Origin of the sequence: Sulfitobacter sp. 1A15258, from assembly GCF_043557045.1 — a bacterium.
Taxonomy (GTDB): domain Bacteria; phylum Pseudomonadota; class Alphaproteobacteria; order Rhodobacterales; family Rhodobacteraceae; genus Sulfitobacter; species Sulfitobacter faviae.
In genome coordinates this window covers 448,726-467,200 of the sequence record NZ_JBIFFK010000002.1, presented here as the reverse complement: position 1 = coordinate 467,200, position 18,475 = coordinate 448,726, and the positions used below count along the sequence as shown (strand labels likewise).

The window sequence follows — 18,475 nt, the reverse complement described above, 5'->3', positions numbered from 1 at the left end:
TTTCAAGGTACAACGCGGCCGGAAAGGGCTCAAACCTGTCATTCGTTGCAGGCCTCACCAAGGTCGGCTTTGGGCCGAATTGATATGATTCCAGAAAGCCGAAGAGTTGGTTAATGTATATCCCAAGCCCTTGGAAAAGATACGAGAATGGCAAAGCGCCTGAACACGGATATTCAGTTCAAGTTCAGCGAATGTCATACTGTGGAGAAAGCTGTGCTCGCGATTGCCTGGAGGAATCAAGTGACACCTCCTGCGCTACGGATTTTACCAAGACGGCGTTGAAATGTGGGGGCCAACATGGCATTGCCTAGCTGTTTTTTTTCCTGCTCTAGCTGATCGACCAAAGCACTTTCTGAAGCGCTACGTAATAGCTGTTTGGTGCCAGCCAGGACCTGTACTGGTAGGCTTGCCAAACGCTCGACGAATTGCTTGGTCACATCGTTCAATGTGCCTGACGGAGAAATCTTTGTCACCAATCCAGTTTGATGTGCGGTTTTAACGTCAAACCCGTCCTCAGCTAGCAATAAGCGCAGCGCATTGCGCGCGCCAACCGCGCGGGTCAGCCCGAGAGAGCCGCCACCGTCTGGCGTTAACCCAATTGCGGCATAGGCGGGCACGAACTTTGTACCCTCTTCTGCGATGCAGAAATCCCCCATCGATATCATTGACAGACCCGCCCCCGCGACTACGCCATGTACCGCGAAAACGATGATCTTGTCGCTGGCATCAAGCTGCGCAAGAAACTCGTGCAACGGGTTGAGAATGTTGTCCAGCGCCATCTCGGTGCGTCCGACGAACTGTGAGATATAGACGAGATCCCCGCCTGCACAGAACCCTCGTCCCTCACCCGAAAACACGATAACTTTGACTGCTGTGTTCTCAAACACGGGTCGGCAGGCGTCGCGCAATGCCACGACCATATCTGCGCCCATGGCGTTCAGATTGTCCGGCGAGGATAGCGTGACGTAACAGATCTCGCCCTCCATCTCGGTGCGGATCAGCTCCGCCGCGCTTTCCGTCTTGTTCATGTCGTGTCCTTTCCTGCCCTGCGCCTCCACTGCTCAGCTCGCGACCAGCGAGCGTGCGATCAGCTCCTTCATAATCTCGTTGCTGCCGCCGTAGATCTTCTGCACGCGAGCATCGGCAAACATCTGGGCGATGGGATATTCGGTCATGTAGCCATAGCCGCCATGCAATTGCAGACATTCGTCCACCACGTCGCATTGCATCTGCGTGACCCACCATTTCGCCATAGAGGCCGTGGTTGCATCCAGCCCTCCGTTGATATGGCGCTCGATGCAGTTGTCCACGAAAACGCGCGCCACATGAGCAATGGTCTTGGCCTCGGCCAGCTTGAAACGGGTGTTCTGCATCTCCAGCAGCGACTTGCCAAAAACCTTGCGCTCGGTTGTGTAGCGCACTGTTTCCTCCAGCGCGGTTTCCATCACCGCCGCACCGCCAACGGCCAGCGCCAGACGTTCTTGCGGCAGGGCCACCATGAGCTGTTTAAAGCCTTGACCCTCCTCGCCACCCAGCAGGTTTTCCGGGCCGACGCGCACATTGTCAAAGAACAACTCGGACGTATCTTGACTTTTCAATCCGATCTTGTCGAGGTTGCGTCCACGCGCAAAGCCCTTTTTGTTCTCGGTCTCGACTACTATCAGCGAGATGCCTTTGCCCCCTTTGCTTGGATCGGTCTTGGCGACGACGATCACCAGATCGGCGTGCTGTCCGTTCGAGATAAAGGTCTTCGAGCCGTTGATGACATATTCATTGCCATCCATCAGCGCCGTGGTCTTGATGGACTGCAGGTCCGATCCTGTGCCGGGTTCGGTCATCGCGATTGCACAGACCGCATCGCCCGAAGCCATACGCGGCAACCAACGTTTCTTTTGCTCTTCGGTACCGTAATCCAGAATGTAATGCGCACAGATGGTGCTGTGGACCGCATTTGCAAAGCCGGACACTCCCCGCCCGCGGTGCTGTTCCTCAAGGATCACCGCCTCGTGGCGAAAGTCGCCGCCCGCGCCGCCGTATTCCTCGGGGACCGAAGCGCACAGGATGCCAGCCTCCCCCGCCCTGTTCCAGAAGTCGCGATCAACCTGACCCTGCTCTTGCCAGCGGGCTTCATGCGGCTCCATCTCGGTATCGTAGAATTTGCGCACCGCATCGCGCAGCATCTGCAGTTCGTCATCCATCCAGGAAGGTCTATAAGTCATGGGTTTTTCTCTTTCCAACTGTCTGTCGTATCGCCCAGCATGGCGATAATGTCCTTGGTATGTTCACCGCGCGCAGGAGGGCTCGCAGGGGTTTGCGCCTGCCCGTCAAAGCGAGGCGCGGGAGCGGCTTGCAGTGGGCCCTCGCCGTGCCAAATGCCGCGCGCTTTACTAAGCGGGTCGTTTAGCGCCTCATCCGGGCTGAGAATAGGGGCGGCGCAGGCGTCACTGCCTGCAAACAGATCGGCCCAGTGATCGCGCGGCTCTGTGGCGAACAGATTGACCAGCCGTGCCGTGGCCTGCGTCCAGCTTTCGGGCTTGAACTGTACGGCAAAATCAGGGTCATCCGTCAGCCCCAGCAGGTCGAGGAAGATACTGTAGAATTTGGGCTCCAGACATTGCACACTGAAAAAGCCACCATCGGCGCAAACGTAGCTGCGGCTCCAATGTGGCCCGTCCAGCAGGCTTGCACCACGGTCGGAGTTTTGCGGCCCGCTCTGGCGCAGGGCCATCAGCAAATTCATCATATGCGCCGAGCCATCGACTATGGCTGCGTCCACCACCGTGCCCTTGCCCGTGCTGCGCGCGTTCAGGATCCCCGCCAGCATGCCAATGCTCAGGTATAGTGCGCCACCGCCGATATCCCCCACCAAAGTAGGCGGTGCCACAGGCGGCTGCCCCGGAAGCGAGGCATACCACAATGCGCCAGACAGGCCGATATAATTCATGTCATGCCCGGCCATGGCAGACATCGGTCCGTCCTGCCCCCAGCCGGTCATGCGCCCGTACACCAGCTTGGGGTTGACAGCATGACATGCATCAGGCCCCAGTCCAAGCTTTTCCATCACGCCGGGGCGGAACCCCTCGACCAACCCATCTGCAGTGGCGATCAACTTTTTCAGCGTCGCCACATCGTCTTGATCCTTGAGATCCAGTTCGATGGACCGCTTGCCGCGATCAATGATCGGCGCGTCGGGCAGGATCGGCAGGCCGGGGCCGCCTTTGCGATGCACGACGATGACATCCGCGCCAAGATCGGCCAGGTGCATGGCCGAGAACGGTGCGGGGCCAATTCCCTCGATCTCGATGATACGTATTCCGCTGAGCATGGTCTTGTCCTCTTGATGACCGGCGCGGGGACGATGCCGCGCGCCGGTAGATGAGTGAGCTTGATAAGATCAGTAGGGCAGGTTTTCTTCAACCACGACCCAATCGCCACCCTGGCTCTGCACCAGCACGAAACCGTCGCCGCCCGCGTGCTTGTCCGGACCGAACGACAGGGTCGGACCCCCAAAGATATCGTTGTATTCGGTGATCTGCTCGATACCTGCGATCAGGCCGTCAACCGTCAGGTCGCGCCCTGCGTATTCCAGCGCGATCAACATCAGGTCCGCCGCAACGTAGCCCATCTGGGCTTGCAGGGTTGCAGCTTCACCGTAGGCTGCCTCATACGCTTTGGCAAAGGCTCGCAGATCTTCGTCCAAGCTGTCCAAATCGACTTCGCTGCCGTCCAGATTGGTCGACAGAACCGAAGAGGCCACATACATGCCCTCTGTCAGCTTCCCGTCACCGGCCGCCGCGACGATGGGCGTATAGGGCACCATCGAGCCAAGCATCGGTTTGTCCCAGCCCAACTGGCGCAAGGTTGCGTAGAGCGTGATCGAATCCTTGATCGCAGAGCCCATGGCCAAGACTTCACAATCGGTGTTCTTGATGGCCGTCGCCACACCGGCAAAGTCTGTTTCGGTGACTTTGTGCGACCCTTTGTAGACAACCTCCAGATCGTTTTGTTCGACAGCAATCGCCACGCCTGCGTTGATCTCTTCGCCGAATTCATTGGCCACGGATTGCACACAGACCTTTTTTGCGCCGCCTTCTGCAAAATGGCGAAGCCCCGCAATCACGCCATCACGGTAGCTGGCGAATTGGCTGAAGTGCAGTCTGTTAAAAGGTTCCGTCATGGAGGCCGCACCTGTCAATGGAAACAGGTTGGGGATACCCTTGCTGTCAAGGATCTTCATGGACGCCAAGGTCTGGGACGTGCCCGCCCCCATCAGCATTGCAAAGATACCGTCGCGTTGGACCAGTTTGTTGGTGGCACGCGCCGCCATTGGAACTTCGTATTTGGTGTCCTCGACGAAGAGTTCGATCTTGCGGCCATGCACGCCGCCGGCTTCGTTGGCTTCATCAACGCGCAGCCGGACGCCGTTGGTCGCGAATACGCCCCAAGTCGCAAGCGGGCCGGACAGGTCGGTTTGAACACCGATTTTCACGGTGTCGTCCGTGACGCCTTGCTGGGCAAGGGCCGTGGTGCCCAGTGCCATCAGCGTGGCGGCTGTATAGGTTAGCAGTTTGTTGGTCATGGTAATCCTCCCATATGCCGCACGATTGCGGCGGTTAGTACATTTCAGAAATCAGGTTCTCGTATTTGGTTTCGACGAACTTGCGCTTCAGCTTCATGGTGGGCGTCATTTCGTCGTCTTCCGCTGTAAGCAACACATTGATAAGGCGGAATTTCTTCACCTGCTCGACGCTGGAAAACTTTTTGTTCGCGCGATTGATCTCGGCCTCGATCAGTCCGATGATATCGGGGTGCGCACACAGCGAGCGATAATCAGTGAACGGGATATTGTGGGTCTGTGCATAGTTCTCGACGTTCTCCTGATCAATCATGATCAGACAGGTCAGATACTTGCGCTTGTCACCGACCACCACCGCGTCAGAAATGAAAGGCGAGAATTTCAATTCGTTCTCGACCTGGCTGGGCGTGATGTTCTTGCCGCCTGCCGTGATGATGATGTCCTTCAGCCGGTCGGTGATCCGCCAGGCGCCGTCATCGTCGATCTTACCGACGTCGCCGGTGTGAATCCATCCATCCACCAGCGCACTTTGGGTCGCATCGGGATTGTTGAGGTAGCCCGAAAACATCGAGGGGCCGCGCATGAGAATCTCGTTTTGGTCGCTCAGTTTCAATTCGACCCCCGGCACCGCAAACCCGATGGTCCCTGGATTGGGCTCATCGGAATTTGTGATGGCCGCAAGCCCGGTTTCGGTCTGGCCGTAAACTTCCGCTACGGGCAGGCCAAGCGCGAAAAACCAGCGCAGCAGATCCGACGAGATGGGCGCGGCACCAGACAACAGGAAGGTCGAGCGATCAAGGCCCAGGAGCTGCTTGAGATTGCGAAACACCAGCCAATCCGCGACCTTGAACTGCGCCTCCAAAAGGGGCGGAACCCGGCGGTTCTGCAACAGATAGTCGGCACGCTTGCGCCCGATCCCAAGCGCAATCTCATACCCTTTCTTGCCGATCCAGGTTGCCTCGGACATCAGGGTATTGATGCGCGAATAGAACTTTTCCCAGATCCGCGGCACCGCAAACAGAACAGTCGGCGACAGCTCTCGTATGTTTTCGAACACCGTTTCAGAGCTTTCGGCAAAGTTGATCCGGGTGCCGTGGCCCAGGTTCATGCACAGCGAAATCAACCGTTCAGCCGCGTGGCACAGCGGCAGATAGGTCAGGATATCGTCGTTGCCGGTGATCGGAAAGGTGTCTGGCGCGGCGGACATCTGGAACAGCAGATAGCGGTCGGGGATCAGCGCCCCCTTGGGCGCGCCGGTGGTGCCAGAGGTATAGATCAGCACCGCAGTGTCATCGTTTTTGCCGCCGTCAATCGCCTTGTCGATCGCATCCGGGTTCGCCTTGCGATACGCCGCACCCGCCTCATAGAGGTTTTCGATGGGTTCGACCATGGGATCACTGAATCCGCGAAGCCCTTTCCAATCAATCACATAAACCCGCAAGACGGACGGAACGTCGTCCCGGACCGACAGATATTTGTCCAGCTGCTCTTCGTTTTCAACGATCAGCACGCGGGTCTGGGAATCGTTCAAAAGATGGCGCAGCTGGCCTTCCTGATAGGTTGGATAAACCCCGTTGATTGTCAGGGCGGCGGCATGGGCGCCCATATCGACAAAGGCCCATTCCTTGTTGTTCTCTGACAGGATCGACACCACATCGCCGGGCTTCAGTCCGAGTGACATAAAGCCACCCGCGCAATCATAGGCAAAGCGTTCGTAATCCGCCCAGGTATAAGCCCGCCAGATGCCGTAGTCCTTTTCGCGCATGGCGATACGGTCGCGCCACTGCTGTGCGCGCGCGCGAAACAGCTTGGCCAGTGTGTCGTGCCCGTCGATAGAGACGAAATCGGATGTGATAACGGCGTCCATGACTACCTCCAGGTCTTTCGTTTTTTCCAGCGCTTTTCGCCGCGCACGCCTACATCGGACTGTCCGAGGTAGAATTCCTTGATGTCATCGGAGTCGAGAAGTTCATGCGTGGGCGCGTCCATCACGACCCGGCCGACCTCCATGATGAAACCATGTTCAGCGACGTTCAATGCCGCTTGCGCGTTCTGCTCAACCAACACGATGGTCACCCCCTGCTCGGCGTTGATGCGCCGCACGATGTCGAAAATGGTCTTGGTCAGCAGCGGTGACAGTCCCAAAGACGGCTCATCGAGGATCATCAGGCGCGGCTGGCCCATAAAAGCCCGCCCGATGGCCAGCATCTGCTGTTGCCCACCCGAGAGAAAACCCGCCATGTCGCGGCGCTTGGTCTTGAGATCGGGGAAATAGGAATAGATTGTTTCAAAGTCGCGGGCGATGCCGTCGCGGTCCCTTCGCCCCCACGCCCCCAGCTTGAGATTTTCATCGACCGTCATGAAGGGGAACACTTCGCGCCCCTCCGGGACATGGCCGATGCCCTTCGATGCAACCACGTCCGGTGCGCGATTTTGCACTTCTTCGCCGTCGATAAGGACCTTGCCCTTGCGGCAGTCAATCGCGCCGGAAATGGTTTTAAGCAGCGTCGTCTTGCCCGCGCCATTGGCGCCAAGGATGGTGACGATGCTGCCCGCCTCAACCTTGAGGCTGACACCGGCAATGGCCATGATCGGCCCGTAAAAGGTTTCAATGTTTCGCAGTTCAAGCAGCGGAGTGGTCATGCGTCTGTCCCCAGATATGCGGCCTGTACGGTGGGGTTCGATTGAACGTCGGCGACATTGCCGACGGCCAGAACCTCGCCGCCCGCAATGGCCAGAACCCGGTCGGCAATGCGGCCCACCAAATTCATGTCATGCTCGACCATCACGATGGTTACGCCCAGCTCTTCCTTGATGTCCTTCAGCCAGAACGACATATCCGCCGTTTCTTCGGGGTTCAGCCCCGATGCGGGTTCGTCCAGCAACAACATTTTAGGATCAGCACAGAGCGCACGCGCGAGTTCGACGTTCTTGCGCGCGCCATAGGACAGGTCGGCGACCTTTTCATAGCGATGATGCTGCATGTCCAGCAGATCAAGAATATCCTCGACCTTGCGCCGGTGTTCATGCTCTTCGCGGCGCACGCGCGGGGTGAAAAAGAACTCTGACAGTGCGCCCGTGCGCACCTTGGACGCACGCCCGGCCAGCAGGTTATCGAGCACCGTCGCATTCTCGAACAGCTCGATGTTCTGGAACGTGCGGGCGATGCCTGCGCTGACCACCTCATGTGCCTCGCAGTCCAGCAACTCTTGACCCTGAAACCGGATCGAGCCGGATCTGGGCGTATAGACCCGGCTGATCGCATTGAAGATCGTGCTCTTGCCGGCGCCATTCGGGCCGATAACAGCGTAGATTTCGCCGGGCTCTACTGAAAAGCTGACATCGTTGATCGCCTTGACGCCCCCGAAGGCCACGACCAGATTGTTGACTTCCAGTTCGCTCATCTGAACCGCTCCGTTTTAAGATAACGTTTCTGGCGCGTGAACGTGGCCCGTTTGTAATAAGGAAAGGTCTCCAGAAACAGCCGCAGTTTACGCCAGCGGCCATACAGGCCTTCCGGCTCGAACATGATGAAGCCCGAGATGATGGCGCCGAACAACAATTGTTCCAGCCCGGCGGCCTGCGCGATGAAGGTCGGCAGCACGTTTTGCAGCAGATTGATCAGGTTGGGCAGGATTGACACGAAAACCGCACCAAAGATTGCGCCCGTGATCGTGCCCAGACCACCGACGATGACCATCAAGAGCAGCTTCAACGATTCATTCACGCCGAAGGATTCAGGCGACAGATAAAACACCAGGTGCGACAGCAATCCGCCCGCCAGGCCCGTCAGCATGGCGCTGATAAAGAAGGCCTTGATCCGGGTGCGCGCAATGTTCAGACCCAGCGATCGCGCCGAGGTTTCGGAATCGCGTACCGCAACAAAAGCCCGTCCTGTGGGGGAACGCATCAGGTTGGCCACGCCCCAGATGCAGAACACGACAAGCGCAAGGATCAGATAGTATTGCAGCGGACCGGCGCTGACTTCCCAGCCAAAGGCCGTCATGGGCGGGACGGATAGGCCCATATGCCCGCCTGTGACATGTTCCCAGGCGCCGATGCCGGTTTCTACGACAATTGCAAAGGCAAGCGTGGCAATGGCCATGTAGAACCCGTGCATCTTGCTTGCGGCACGCCCAAGCGCCGCACCGATCAGACCCGCAGCCAAAGCGCCGGCTGGCAAAGTGATGAAGAACGGCAAGCCGTAACCCAGCAACACCGAATTGGTGTAGGCACCGATCCCCAGGAAGGCGCCGTGACCAAAGCTGACCATTCCGGTAAATCCGACCAGTACCATCAATCCCAGACCGGCAATGATGTAGACCAGAAACATCGTGAGTTCCGAAAGGAAGTATCCACCCACGATCAGCGGCGCAATCAGCGCGAGAACGAGCGCCAGCAAAACGCGAACACGCTCGCCCCGGTCCACAAGGTAGTTGATGTCCTGATCGTAGTTGGTTTTGAAAAGCACCTGCATATCATCAGACCTTCTTCTGGAAGGTTTGCGAGATCAGACCTTCGGGGCGGATGAAAAGTACGGCCAGCATGATGATATAGGCATATGTGCCCTTGAATGCCGGAAAGTAGAAATCGAGGAACGGTTCTGCGATCCCGATGATCAGGCAGCCGAGAACCGCGCCGGGGATCGAGCCGAAGCCGCCCACAACCGCCCCCGCCAGCGCCTTGATGCCGAAAATGCTCATACCCGTATCGACCTGCGTCACAGGCGCCATCATGACGCCCGCAACTGCGGCAACCATCGCGCCGATCGCCCAGACCACGGCAATCAGTCGTTTTACGGGAATGCGCGAATAATACGCCGCCAACTGGTTTTGCGAGGCCGCCTGAATCGCCAGTCCTGTGCGGGTACGCGAGAAAAAGGCGTAGAGCAGCAGGGATATCACTATGGTGCCGACGATGATCGCGATCCGGTCCATCCCGATCACCACACCGCCAAAGGCAATATCATTGGTAAAGGGCACGCTCAGTGAAAGGGGCGTCCACCCCCAGATCATCCCCGCCAGCGCCCGCAGCATCATCGCGATTGCAACGGTCAGGATAAAGATTGTGGCCTGTGCCTGCCCCACCAGACGCCGCATCACGACGGCGTCCAGCAGATATCCGAACACCCCGAGCGACAGGATGCCGAGGGCAGAGCCAAGCCAGAACCCCAGCCCCCAGATTTCCGAAAAGGTGAGCACCATGAACGCCCCGAGCATCATCAATTCGCCATGGGCGAAATTGACGATCTCTGTCGCGCGGTAGATGAACACGAACCCGATGGCAATCAATGCATAGCCGCAGCCCTGCGAAATGCCGATCAGCAACAATTGTATGGCGTCTGAAAATTCCACGCTGCCCCCTCCCCGGAGTGTAACTTAGCCGAGCGTCATGCCTCCACCCACGGTCAGAACCTGACCGGAGATGTAGTTGGATTCTGGCGAGCACATCAGATAAACACCATCCGCTGCCTCTTCGGGCGTGCCGGCGCGGCCCATCGGAATCGCGGCCTCGAAACCGGCGATCACCTTCTTGGGGACGCCCACGGCGATCTCGTTACCCTCGACGGTCAGTTTCCTTTTCTCGTCCGTGCCTTCGGTGAGGCGGGTCGTGATAAAGCCGAACGCGACGCAGTTGACGTTGACGTTATAACGCCCCCATTCCTTGGATAGGGTCTTGGTCATACCCAGAACGGCCGCCTTGGCCGACGAATAGTTCGCCTGCCCGGCATTGCCGCCAAGACCTGCGATGGACGAGATGTTGACCACCTTGCGATAGGTGACCTTGCCCTCTGCGGCCTCTGCCTTGGCCGCGGGAATAAACACATTGGAGGCCGCGCGCAGAATTCGGAAAGGCGCCTTGACATGCACATCCATAATCGCGTCGAACTGCTTGTCGCTCATCTTGCCGATCATCGCATCCCAAGTATAACCTGCGTTGTTGACGATAATATCGACACCGCCAAAGGCATCAACGCCGGTCTGGATGAAAGCCTCGGCAAAGCCCTCCTCGGTCACACTGCCGACATGGGCAACCGCGTTGCCGCCAGCCGCCTTGATGGTTTCGACTACCTCTGCCGCCGGTTCATCATCAAGGTCATTGATGACGACGTTTGCGCCTTCCGCAGCCAGCTTTAATGCAACAGCGCGCCCGATGCCTCGTCCCGAGCCGGTGACGAAGGCGGTTTTTCCGTTCAGTTTCGACATGATAATCCTTAGTTTTTCGCAGGCAGAGCGACAACAGCCGCCCCCGCCAGTTTGACTTCGCCCGCATCATTCGCGGCCGTGAGCGCCAGCTTGACAAGAGTCTCGCCGCCATCTTCCCACTTTTCGGTGATCTTACCCGAACAATTGATCTTCTCGCCCAGGTGTGTGATCGCGCTGAACCGGCAGGAGAATTGACGGATCGCAGTTTGCGGGACCCAGTCAGTCAGCAAACGGCCAAGATAGGCCATTGGCAACATGCCTTGCGCAAACACATCGTCCATGCCGGCCTTTTTGGCGAAATCGATATCAATATGGATCGGATTGTGATCGCCGGACGCGCCGGCAAAAAGCGCCAGCGTTGTGCGGGTGATCGGTTTGGTGGTATATCCGGGGATCGCGTCGCCGACCTCGGCCATGTGAAGTGTCTCTGCCATACTCAGTTCCTCACCACAATCGTGCGGGTCATATCGGCAACATGTTCACCGCGCTGGTTTGTCGCTTTGAATTTCTGCACGACGAAATCCATCGCACCGTTTTTCTTGTCGTAAATGTCGGCGATGCGCGATTGCATCGTGATGGAATCACCGGCGCAGATCGGCTGATGATATTCGAACTCCTGTTCGCCATGCAGGATACGCGCGATATCGACGCCGAGCATCTCGAGGAACCCCATCGGATTGTCCTGCTCCAGATCGATCGAAAACAGAAAAGTCGGCGCAGCGGGCAGGCTGGAATAACCTGCGGCTTTTGCGGCATCTTCGTCCAGATAAATCGGATTTTCCTGCCCCGTGGCACGGGCAAAAAACTTGAGCCGCCCCTTTTCGATCTCTACCGTGAACGGCTCGAAGCTGTGGCCGATGTGTGATTTGTCAATCATCCCTGCCTCCCCTTTAAGTTGCTTGATACATGGTCATGACGCAGGCACCGCCAAGACCAAGGTTATGTTGCAGCGCCGTGCGCGCGCCCTCGACTTGCCGCTCATCCGCGGTGCCCCGCAGCTGGTGCGTCAGCTCGTAACACTGCGCCAGGCCGGTCGCGCCCAACGGGTGCCCCTTGGACAGCAAACCGCCCGACGGGTTGGTCACGACCTTGCCGCCATAGGTGTTGTCGCCATCCGCGATGAACTTTTGCGCGCCGCCCTCAGGACACAGGCCCAGCCCCTCATAGGTGATCAATTCGTTATGAGCGAAACAATCATGCAGCTCGACGACGTCCATGTCCTCGGCCCCAAGACCGGTCTGCTCGTAAAGCTGCTTGGCCCCGGCGGCGGTCATGTCATAGCCGACCACCTGCATCATGTTGCCCGCCTCGAACGTGCTGGGCGTGTCGGTGGTCATCACCTGCCCTGCGATCTTCACATCCGTGCGCAGCCCGTGCTTCTTGGCAAATGCTTCCGATACGATCACCGCTGCCGCCGCGCCGCAGGTCGGCGGGCAGGCCATCAGGCGTGTCATCACGCCGGGCCAGATCACTTGCGCATCCAGCACGTCTTGTTCTGTCATCTCGTTGCGAAACAGCGCCAGCGGGTTGTTGACCGCATGACGGCTCGCCTTGGCGCGCACGCGGGCGAAATCGCGCAGCTCGGTTCCGTATTTGTCCATATGCGCCTTGCCCGCCCCGCCAAAGTAGCGCAGCGCAAGCGGCAATTCGTCATGACCGACCAGTTCGGCCGTCTTTTCATCAAAGGATTCAAACGGGCTGGTGCGATCATCCCAATGGCTGGACAGCGCGCCGCGCTGCATCTGCTCAAAGCCGACGGCCAGCGCGCAATCCACCGCGCCGGATTCCACGGCTTGACGCGCGAGATAAAGCGCCGACGAGCCGGTAGAGCAGTTGTTGTTGACGTTGACGACTGGAATGCCAGTCATGCCGACCTCGTAAAGCACCTTTTGACCGCAGGTGCTGTCACCATAAACGTAACCCGCATAGGCCTGCTGGATCGCATCGTACTCGATTCCCGCATCCGAAAGGGCGTCGCGCACAGCGGCTGCACCAAATACCGGGTATGGATCATGAACTCCCGGCTTACTGAACTTCGTCATTCCAACGCCGGCGACATAAACTTTCTGGGCCATCTGTGCATCATCCTCTGAGTTCGAAATTACACCCTCCGGTTACCATTCCCCACTAAAGGTTACCTGTCAACAAATTTCTGTAACTGAAGAGTGTAAAGATTTACAATTTGGTTAAAGCGTGAAATATCCTCATGTAGAAAAAGGGTTTTGTAGGCTGAGTACATGAGTAGCGATCAATGGCAGAACGTGGTTGAAAGCCGCGAGACACTGAAGCGGAAAAAGCGCCAAGCAGTTATCGAGGCGGGCGCCCGTCTCTTCAACGAGAACGGATTCGAAAAAACCTCGCTTGATGATCTGGCCAAATCTCTGGGAATTACAAAGCGCACCATATATTATTATGTTCAAAGTAAAGATGAGATTCTGATGGAGGCAATTCGTCAGAGCATGCACATACTTGAACGTATTGCTCTGACAGCTGATAACGACACGCGTAGCTTTATCCTTAAGATTGAAATCATTATCGATGAATATGCTCGCTGGATAACGACCGATTTTGGAGCTTGCCTCGTGCTGACACGTGAAAACATGCTCATAGACGAGGTTCGTCTTGAACTCCGAGCTAGGAAGAACCAGCTGGATTGGTCAATTCGTAATGCGGTAATCGAGGGGATAGCTGCAGGCGAGATCCGTGAAACCTGCGATCCCCGTTTAACTTCCGCAGCGATCTTTGGTGCTCTTAATTGGGTACCCTTCTGGAACCGCGGACCAAAATTCACACCGGCATCAGAAATATCCGATCAATTTAAGCAATCCTTCGTTCAGGGATTGCGGCGCTAATATATAGCAAGACTGCCGTCTCTTTTTGAATTGAAATGCCCTCACTTGAGTGGGCGACCTTTTGGGGGTGAATTATCCTGTTTCAGGAAGACGACGGGATGAATGGAAAGCGCAACGCTCATATGGCACCCCGGTATCACGCTGTAGCCGGTTTCAGCCGGCTCAGCTCGACCAACCAGCTTTGCCACCCCCTCGACATCGTGCAGGCGCGCCACGGGGAAACGGGACAGTAGCCATTCTGCCTGCACCTCGAAATAACGAAGACATCGCAGCGGTCCGCTGGGCATCAGGCGGACTTCAGGATTACCTATCAGCGAGACGCGCGCATCGGCAACCGCCGCCCGATGCTTCTTGCTGCCCGAGTTAACCTTGCACGTGGTTGCCAGAGCTTTCTTATATGATTTTCGGTAGAAACGCTGGAAACGTACCTTCGCGAGGATAAAAACATGAATTTTTTCGCATAATACGAAGAAAACACGACCTGGTCGTGCGGGGTCGCGGCAGCACGAAGGCCCTTACCAACCTGGGCCTCATTTTTGTTGGCCTGCGCTGTGTCAATATGGCGGTAGGCTGAGGCGAGAGCCGCCTTGGTGATCTCTCGCACTTCGCCCGCGTTCATCTTGAAGGTGCCAAGGCCAAGCGCCAGAAACCCTATAGGGTTTTGCGTGAATAGACCGGTTTGCAAAGGGTCAATGCGTTTTATGCACGAATTACCCCGGACACGGGATCTCGCGCCTTTGCGGCGGTGGACGAGGGCGACGGGTTTGCCAAGACCGGGATGCGGCCGGGGTGGCGCCTTCGACCCTGTCGCGCACGGTGACGCAGCTGGAGGCAATCTTAGGCATCACCCTGCTACGCCGCTCGGCCGGGGCGATCGAACTGACCCCGGAGGGGGCGGCAGCTGTTGGAGGCGGCGCAGGAGATCCTGCGCTAGACCGAGGCGCTCTCGGACATCGCCCAAGGCAGCCGCACCCCGCGCGAGCAGCTGAAAGTGAACGCGCGAGTGCCCTTCGTGCTGCGTCATCGCGCCGCGCCTATGAGGCGTCTCAAGCGCGTTTCCCGCAGGTGTCTGAAACGCTGGACATGATCGACCGCCCGGTGGACCTGATCGACAACCACGCTGATCTGGCGATCCGGTTCGATTTGCTGAAGGACAGCGATGTGCTGCACCGCAGGCTGGGGCGAACGGCATGGAAGCTCTGCACCGAACCCGCCTATCTGGAGCGGGCGAGTTGGCCCGCACGTCCTGCGGATTTCGCGGCGCTGTCACAGGTCGGCTTTCCCGCGCCCGTGCAAGCCGAGAACGGCGAGGCGGTCCGCGCGCTGGTGATGGGCGGCATGGGGGTGGTCCGGTTTTCCGACTACATGGTCGCCGACGACGTCGCGGCAAGACTGCTGGTGGAGCTGTTCCCCGGCCAACTCGACACGGCCCCGTTCGACATCACTGCGCTAGACCTTACCCGCGCCTCCGGCCCGCGGCGCCTTGCCGTGTTTCCCGATTGTCTGCGCGAGTTGCTGCCAGGAAGGGCGTGAGCGGGCCTTGCTGATCGTGCTGCTGGTGGTGGCCTGCACGATACCTGCCAATCAGGAAGATCCATGCAGGTCTTGCCGCGTGGTTCAGCTAATTGGGCAGAACTCGCGTGAAGTACGCCAAATAGTTTAGTGCTTCGTTCCGATATTCGGGGCCCAGGGATGTGCCGTCGCATTTTTCTGCTGCCTCTTGATCCGGTCAGGAACCGCCATAGTGCGAGTTCCAAGCTTCTAAAAACATTACGTTTCCGCGTCTCTTGTACGTTCGACCCGGTCATCCTGAACCGTGGTTATCCACAACAGATACGTCTGTCGCCCTTTTCCGCGAAGGAGCTCGGCGGGATCTTGGTCTTGCTAGTTTAACGATCAGCATCCGCAGCAGATCAAGAATCCGCAACCGGGCCAACTATGGACAAAGCACAGATGAAACGCCGAGCTCAGACCGATGAAAAAACCCACCCCCGAAAGGTGTCCCTTACGGACCCGGAGTGGGAGGAAATCAAGCTACGAGCCGACAGGAAGGGCGTATCGCGGTCAAGGTACATCGCTGAGCGGACATTGGGTGCTGCCATGTCCACCAGCGCCAGTGAGGATATTCTGGACTTGCTCTTTGCATATCGCGAAACGGATCGCGCATTGGACACTTTGCTAGAAACCGTCTCTGCCTCACCCAGTGAGATCGATATCTTGCATGTGGTACAAAGGCTGGACCGGCTTAACGAAAACCTCTGGCGAGGCCTCCAGTTTGCTGCCGGAGAAAACTGGACAGACGGGAGCGACCCGCTGTGAAGCTGCTCTGGTCGCCTCATTCTACCGGACCTGCAGCTCGCGTGGTCGGCTACCTGATGTCCGAAAGCCATGCAGCTCATATCGCGGGAGAGAGAAAAGTTTTGCCGAGGGACCCGACACCGGAGCTCATCGCGGGGGACGGGCGCCTGGTCGCCGCATGTATTGAAGCGTTGGAGACCATTCATCGCTACAGCTGCGCCACATTGTCGTTTGCTCCTGACGAAATCGATATGACCGCATGGCGGGCAGGCGACCGCGAGCTGAGGCGGAAAATCGATGCGGCTTTAGCCCTCTGGGCGGAAGTAGCTTGGACGGGCATTTCACCGGAAGCGCGCCCGCCAATGCTGGTCGGCACACACCTTCATACCGGACGCCTTGAGGTCAATATTCTGGTGCCACGAGCAGTTTTTCGAAGAATCAGTGGGAAGGTTGTGCCAAGGGCCTGGAACCCACATCCACCAACTACCGAAAGCCGCAGGATCTGGGCTGCGTATCAAGATACGGTCAACCATCACAATGGATGGTACGACCCTGCGGATCCTCATAAAGCGGCCGCGATCAGTGGTCCCTCCTGGGTGCTCAAACGGGCGGCTGCCTTGGATCGCTGGGCGGACTGCCTCTTCACACCTGATGGCGACTTCGCTGGCGAAGGCGCTGATCGCGTGGCTGCCGAGGATCCGAGGGTGCAAATCATGCTCGCGGCCCGCATTCTGGCACGGTGCGGTGTCGGTAGCCGGAAAGCGCTCTTGTCCGGGCTTAAGCCCGTCTTGTCCGATCTCGGATGGCGTATCGCTCATCGCCCTTCTGATACCATCGCCATGTGTTCGGAGCGGGAGGGACGAGATCAGCAGCTGATCCTGCGTGGAACACTTTGCCATCGGATCCCACCTACACCGGACCCCGCAATGGCCCAGGCGCGACGGCGCATCCTTTCGCTTGCCCTAGGGGACCTGACAGAGGCAATGGACAGGCGGGCGGATGATGCACGCCGCGTCCTCCACCGTGCTTTTTGTCGGCCACCGACTTCGGCAAATCCTATGGGCATCCTGCGCGCATGTAGACCTGTCCCTCTTTCCATCCGAGACCGGCTCGCGAAGCGTATCAGAGATTTGCTCGATCGAATCGCTGCACTGGTTCAGCCGGCCCAAGTCATGGATGCCTTGACCCGTTGGGCTGGACGCCCCGGCGATGGCTTCGGCGCAGCCCGCGAGCAACTTTCACGGTTGGAGAACATGCCGCCTATCAACATGCCTGACAGCCAAAACCCACACCAAACACATTCTCCATCGGCCGAACACAAAACGGAGACACCAACGCCATGACAGAAACTGAGATCCTTTACCGCGACCTGCGCCGCCTCCTTGATGCGATCGAGACGCTGCTGGAGCGCGGTGCGTCACCGATCGCCGCGCCGATTGAACAGATGCTTGCAGACCTTCATGCGATTCAGATCAGTCTCGAGGTCTGTGCCACCGCTATGTACAGGACCGCCGAGGCGGTCCAGGCGCTCGCAGACCGCCCCGATCCGACGGACGAAATCGCTCGGATCCATCGCAGGTTTGACCAGATGGATGTTCCGAAATGCTGAGGCTGGGTTCGACACCCGTGAATACCGCAGGTGTCGCCCGTATGCTCTACCTTTCTTGGAACCCAGACGTGCAGGAATGGCTCAAAATTGTGGATAACCGCTTCGGTGCGCTGTCGCTGCGCATAGGTGTAACCTGCGACAACAAAAAAAATGGGATCGATTACGATGAGCCGGAAGGCCAAACACACTAACCGAGAACTGGACGACTGCATCGTTGATTTCGTCGACAGAGCAGGTCGCAAGCCGACATATTTGGAAATCAAGGAGATGTGCCCGCTTGGAGTTTCCAATGACAGGATTTCGTCGGCGCTGAGCCGAGCAGAAGATTGTGGCTACGTCGCTGGTACGGCAGGAGGAGGCAATACTAAGGAAGTTCCTACGGCCCCGCTCGGAGTTTTCCGGGCAGTTTTCGACGAACTCTGTAAGGAGGTCGAAACACTGCAGCGAAAGGCTCGGAAGCTTGAAGCCGAGAACAGCAAGCTTCGCGCTACACAGGAACGCATTCTCGCTCGGCGCTCTGCAGATATCGCCAAGGCTGTGGAAGAAGTGCGGGAGGAAGCTGAAGGACATCTCAACGCCATGGCGCGTGCATTCCTTAAGGCAAAGCCCGGAGACTGATCGCGCTCACCCAGAACGGAAATAGGCGCTGACGATCAAGGAAATTGGCCCGTCCCACCGGCAGCACACCCTCTACCGCGAGATGCTGCAGAAGCTTCAAAAAGCCAGTCTTGCTGCCGTTCTGATCACTGACGAAGCTCGACTGGAAAGCTGTTCTAGTGAAGCCATCGCTTAGGCTATCTCGCCCGTGCCATCGTCAGAACACCGTCTGCAGTGGATATATTTCGGATGTCCGGTTAGCGCCCAAGTTGCCGACCGCCCGTTCGAACTCGAACCTATCTTTGGTGAGGCGCCCCGGCACTAGAGTTTGAGCGGA

At 57.9% G+C, this 18,475-nt stretch carries 20 protein-coding genes and 1 pseudogene; 8 read left to right on the top strand and 13 right to left on the bottom strand.

The window, feature by feature from the left end:
• Positions 1–236 precede the first annotated feature (236 nt).
• The 13 genes from ACGYK9_RS06440 to ACGYK9_RS06380 form a co-directional block, all read right to left on the bottom strand.
• Entirely contained in the window at positions 237–1,028 is a 792-nt protein-coding gene (locus ACGYK9_RS06440; RefSeq protein WP_276154902.1) for an enoyl-CoA hydratase/isomerase family protein, read from the bottom strand.
• Between the two features lie 33 nt (positions 1,029–1,061).
• Entirely contained in the window at positions 1,062–2,219 is a 1,158-nt protein-coding gene (locus tag ACGYK9_RS06435) for an acyl-CoA dehydrogenase family protein (RefSeq protein WP_276154903.1), read from the bottom strand.
• The gene (locus ACGYK9_RS06430) at positions 2,216–3,325 is read right to left on the bottom strand and encodes a CaiB/BaiF CoA-transferase family protein (RefSeq protein ID WP_276154904.1); all 1,110 of its coding nucleotides are present in this window, start codon (positions 3,323–3,325) and stop codon (positions 2,216–2,218) included. The genes ACGYK9_RS06435 and ACGYK9_RS06430 overlap by 4 nt, the downstream gene beginning before the upstream one ends.
• Positions 3,326–3,394: 69 nt before the next feature.
• The gene (locus ACGYK9_RS06425) at positions 3,395–4,540 is read right to left on the bottom strand and encodes an ABC transporter substrate-binding protein (RefSeq protein WP_276154905.1); all 1,146 of its coding nucleotides are present in this window, start codon (positions 4,538–4,540) and stop codon (positions 3,395–3,397) included.
• A 73-nt stretch (positions 4,541–4,613) separates the two neighbouring features.
• On the bottom strand, positions 4,614–6,443 hold the full coding sequence (locus ACGYK9_RS06420; RefSeq protein ID WP_276154906.1) for a long-chain fatty acid--CoA ligase: 1,830 nt from the start codon (positions 6,441–6,443) through the stop codon (positions 4,614–4,616).
• Between the two features lie 2 nt (positions 6,444–6,445).
• Positions 6,446–7,219, bottom strand: a complete 774-nt coding sequence (locus ACGYK9_RS06415) for an ABC transporter ATP-binding protein (RefSeq protein WP_276154907.1) — start codon at positions 7,217–7,219, stop codon at positions 6,446–6,448.
• Positions 7,216–7,980, bottom strand: coding sequence for an ABC transporter ATP-binding protein (locus ACGYK9_RS06410; protein WP_276154908.1), 765 nt, complete (start codon positions 7,978–7,980; stop codon positions 7,216–7,218). Before ACGYK9_RS06410 ends, ACGYK9_RS06415 begins: the two co-directional genes overlap by 4 nt.
• Entirely contained in the window at positions 7,977–9,053 is a 1,077-nt protein-coding gene (locus ACGYK9_RS06405; RefSeq protein ID WP_276154909.1) for a branched-chain amino acid ABC transporter permease, read from the bottom strand. Before ACGYK9_RS06405 ends, ACGYK9_RS06410 begins: the two co-directional genes overlap by 4 nt.
• 4 nt (positions 9,054–9,057) lie before the next feature.
• On the bottom strand, positions 9,058–9,930 hold the full coding sequence (locus ACGYK9_RS06400) for a branched-chain amino acid ABC transporter permease (RefSeq protein WP_276154910.1): 873 nt from the start codon (positions 9,928–9,930) through the stop codon (positions 9,058–9,060).
• Positions 9,931–9,954: 24 nt separating this feature from the next.
• Positions 9,955–10,782: an SDR family NAD(P)-dependent oxidoreductase gene (locus tag ACGYK9_RS06395; protein WP_276154911.1), complete on the bottom strand. Its 828-nt coding sequence runs from the start codon at positions 10,780–10,782 to the stop codon at positions 9,955–9,957.
• A gap of 8 nt (positions 10,783–10,790) precedes the next feature.
• Positions 10,791–11,198: a MaoC family dehydratase gene (locus ACGYK9_RS06390; RefSeq protein ID WP_276154912.1), complete on the bottom strand. Its 408-nt coding sequence runs from the start codon at positions 11,196–11,198 to the stop codon at positions 10,791–10,793.
• A gap of 20 nt (positions 11,199–11,218) precedes the next feature.
• Complete coding sequence (locus ACGYK9_RS06385) at positions 11,219–11,659, bottom strand: MaoC family dehydratase N-terminal domain-containing protein (RefSeq protein WP_276154913.1); 441 nt, start codon at positions 11,657–11,659, stop codon at positions 11,219–11,221.
• Between the two features lie 13 nt (positions 11,660–11,672).
• Entirely contained in the window at positions 11,673–12,857 is a 1,185-nt protein-coding gene (locus tag ACGYK9_RS06380; RefSeq protein ID WP_276154914.1) for a lipid-transfer protein, read from the bottom strand.
• A 162-nt stretch (positions 12,858–13,019) separates the two neighbouring features.
• Between ACGYK9_RS06380 and ACGYK9_RS06375 the strand changes: the two genes are divergently transcribed.
• The 8 genes and pseudogenes from ACGYK9_RS06375 to ACGYK9_RS06340 all read left to right on the top strand — a co-directional run bounded on the left by ACGYK9_RS06375 (position 13,020) and on the right by ACGYK9_RS06340 (position 18,159).
• Positions 13,020–13,634: a TetR/AcrR family transcriptional regulator gene (locus ACGYK9_RS06375; protein ID WP_276154915.1), complete on the top strand. Its 615-nt coding sequence runs from the start codon at positions 13,020–13,022 to the stop codon at positions 13,632–13,634.
• 789 nt (positions 13,635–14,423) lie between these two features.
• A pseudogene (locus ACGYK9_RS06370) lies at positions 14,424–14,474 on the top strand (hypothetical protein); the annotation flags it as partial.
• A gap of 225 nt (positions 14,475–14,699) precedes the next feature.
• Positions 14,700–15,167, top strand: coding sequence for a hypothetical protein (locus ACGYK9_RS06365; protein ID WP_276154944.1), 468 nt, complete (start codon positions 14,700–14,702; stop codon positions 15,165–15,167).
• A gap of 567 nt (positions 15,168–15,734) precedes the next feature.
• Positions 15,735–15,953: a hypothetical protein gene (locus tag ACGYK9_RS06360; protein ID WP_276154916.1), complete on the top strand. Its 219-nt coding sequence runs from the start codon at positions 15,735–15,737 to the stop codon at positions 15,951–15,953.
• On the top strand, positions 15,950–17,275 hold the full coding sequence (locus ACGYK9_RS06355) for a hypothetical protein (RefSeq protein WP_276154917.1): 1,326 nt from the start codon (positions 15,950–15,952) through the stop codon (positions 17,273–17,275). The genes ACGYK9_RS06360 and ACGYK9_RS06355 overlap by 4 nt, the downstream gene beginning before the upstream one ends.
• A complete protein-coding gene (locus ACGYK9_RS06350; RefSeq protein ID WP_276154918.1) occupies positions 17,272–17,541 on the top strand; it encodes a hypothetical protein in 270 nt (89 codons plus the stop codon). Before ACGYK9_RS06355 ends, ACGYK9_RS06350 begins: the two co-directional genes overlap by 4 nt.
• Positions 17,535–17,732: a hypothetical protein gene (locus ACGYK9_RS06345; protein WP_276154919.1), complete on the top strand. Its 198-nt coding sequence runs from the start codon at positions 17,535–17,537 to the stop codon at positions 17,730–17,732. Before ACGYK9_RS06350 ends, ACGYK9_RS06345 begins: the two co-directional genes overlap by 7 nt.
• Positions 17,707–18,159 carry a hypothetical protein gene (locus tag ACGYK9_RS06340; RefSeq protein WP_276154920.1) on the top strand — a complete coding sequence of 151 codons (453 nt, stop codon included), beginning with the start codon at positions 17,707–17,709 and terminating at the stop codon, positions 18,157–18,159. Before ACGYK9_RS06345 ends, ACGYK9_RS06340 begins: the two co-directional genes overlap by 26 nt.
• Positions 18,160–18,475 lie beyond the last annotated feature (316 nt).